This window comes from Sphingomonas abaci (assembly GCF_014199625.1).
GTDB lineage: Bacteria > Pseudomonadota > Alphaproteobacteria > Sphingomonadales > Sphingomonadaceae > Sphingomonas > Sphingomonas abaci.
This window is the reverse complement of record NZ_JACHNY010000035.1, coordinates 1-1,916: the sequence shown is the minus strand read 5'-3', so window position 1 is coordinate 1,916 and position 1,916 is coordinate 1. Positions and strand designations below refer to the sequence as shown.

The 1,916-nt window shown below is 60.1% G+C and carries 2 protein-coding genes; one reads left to right on the top strand and one right to left on the bottom strand.

Features of this window, described 5'->3' with window-relative positions; translation table 11 throughout:
* Positions 1-1,407: DUF6538 domain-containing protein (locus tag GGQ96_RS21045; RefSeq protein WP_184117189.1), on the top strand; the 1,407-nt coding region annotated here is incomplete at its 5' end.
* A gap of 7 nt (positions 1,408-1,414) precedes the next feature.
* Here the strand turns inward: GGQ96_RS21045 and GGQ96_RS21040 are convergent.
* Positions 1,415-1,873 carry a hypothetical protein gene (locus GGQ96_RS21040; protein ID WP_184117188.1) on the bottom strand — a complete coding sequence of 153 codons (459 nt, stop codon included), beginning with the start codon at positions 1,871-1,873 and terminating at the stop codon, positions 1,415-1,417.
* Between the last annotated feature and the right edge of the window lie 43 nt (positions 1,874-1,916).

The following is a 1,916-nucleotide window of genomic DNA, read 5'->3' as shown; positions in this document are numbered from 1 at the left end:
AAGCTGCTACGGGATTTGCCTCGCGGTGTGCTTCAAAGGGGGCACAAGCTCTACTATCGCCACACCGTCCCGGCTGACGCTCAACGCCTGCTGAATCGGCTCGAAATCTGGCGCTCGCTGCGCACGGACAGCCTCGCCGTTGCCGTGCGTCGTTTGCCGAGCGTCGTGGCGCGGATCGAATTGGAAATTGAGCATGCCCGCGCGATGGCGGGCCTGCCGGTGGATTCAACGCTCATCCGACCGTTGAATGACGATCTATCCGTGCGGGTGGTTGAGATCGCTCCGTCGCCACCGACGAGCATCCAGCCTGACATCCCGCTCACCCTCGGCGAAGCGTATCGAAGCTACATCAATGACCCGACGCGGGCTTGGTCCGCCAACACGCGGGAGGCGTATGAAACGAGCCGTAAGCTCGCCATTGCAGTGATTGGCGAGGCGACTCCTTTGGCCTCCGTCTCACGCACGCACTGTCGTGAACTGCTGAACGTTCTGCGATTTCTTCCAGCTAACGCGGGCAAGCTGTTCCCGAAGCTATCGCCACACGAGGCGGCGGATCGAGCGCGGCTGCGCGGCGACATCAAGATCATTAGCGCAGCGAATGCCAACTCGCTGATGTCAAACATGAGCAGCTTCCTGAACTGGGCGGTCAACGAGGACCTGCTCGCTCGCAATCCAGCCCGAGGGCTGCGCTTGCCGGATCCGGTGAACAAACGAGACAAGCGCCTACCGTTCGAACGCGAGCAGTTGCACGCGATCTTCAACGCCCCGCTCTATCGCGGCTGCGTCGATGGGGAGCGTGGTTACAACAAGGTCGGGAAGCAGCGACCGCGGAACGCCCGGTTCTGGGTGCCGCTCATCGCGCTGTTCACCGGGGCTCGGCTCGGCGAAATCTGCCAGCTTGATGCAACCGATATCAGAACGGTCGATGGCGTCGATTGTATCGTGGTCAGCCGACGCTCACTGAATGGCACCACCGACAAGCATCTGAAAACTACCGCCAGCGACCGGCTGATCCCCGTCCATCCAACTCTCATTGACTGCGGGCTGCTCCACTTCGCCGAGGCGAAACGGAAAGGAGGCGAGAAGAAGCTGTTCGACGATATCGAGGTGGGCTCAACCGGCTCGCGCCCGGTCGCCTTCAGCAAGTGGTTCACCCAATTCCTGCGCGCCAGTGGGGCAGTGCGGAGCCGCACCTCATTTCATTCGTTCCGCCACAGCTTTCGTGACGAGCTACGCGCCGCTCGGATCGATCATGACATTGCTCTGCTGCTCGGCGGGTGGACGACAGGATCGTCTCGATCCGCCGTTCACGAAAACTATGGCAGCGGCTACCGAGTCGATGCACTGAATGACGCCGTGCGCAGGCTCTCGTTCGATCAAGTCGATGTGAGGCACTTAGTTCTTTGATGCAGTCTCATTGCGACATGCCCCAGTGCGCCTTTTTGTCGAACTTGTCGCGGTTTTGGACCAGCAGGATCGATGCGAATCCCGGCATTGCGGACTCGGCAAGCTCAAGCAATGGAGCAACATCGTCGAGATCAGCTTCAAATGCCGATTCATCAACGAGCGGGAACCGCGCGGCGAAAGCGGCGAACAGCAGGTGCTCGCAAGCTACACGCGCCAGCTTGCTGACATCGCCGATTGTCGCGATCCAGATCGGCTCCCACGGTCGAAACGTCTGAGCAAAGTTAGGCGCTTTTTTCCACTTGCCTTTTGGCGGATTGCCGCCGTGGCTCCCAAGCCTCGACTTGATCGCGGCACTCTCTCCCATGCGATAGTAGCTCGGGTTTGAAGTGCTGCGCAGCAGATAAAGACCGCAAGTCGCGTTCCTCGGGATGTCAGCAAGGCGAGTGCCGTAGTAACTCTGGATCATATTCCCTCGATACGCGCTGTCGCCCGACTAGCTTTGCTTCGAG

Excerpts from the sequence above, each read along its gene's own strand:
- GGQ96_RS21040 (WP_184117188.1), bottom strand. The coding sequence starts at position 1,873 with ATGATCCAGAGTTACTACGGCACTCGCCTTGCTGACATCCCGAGGAAC.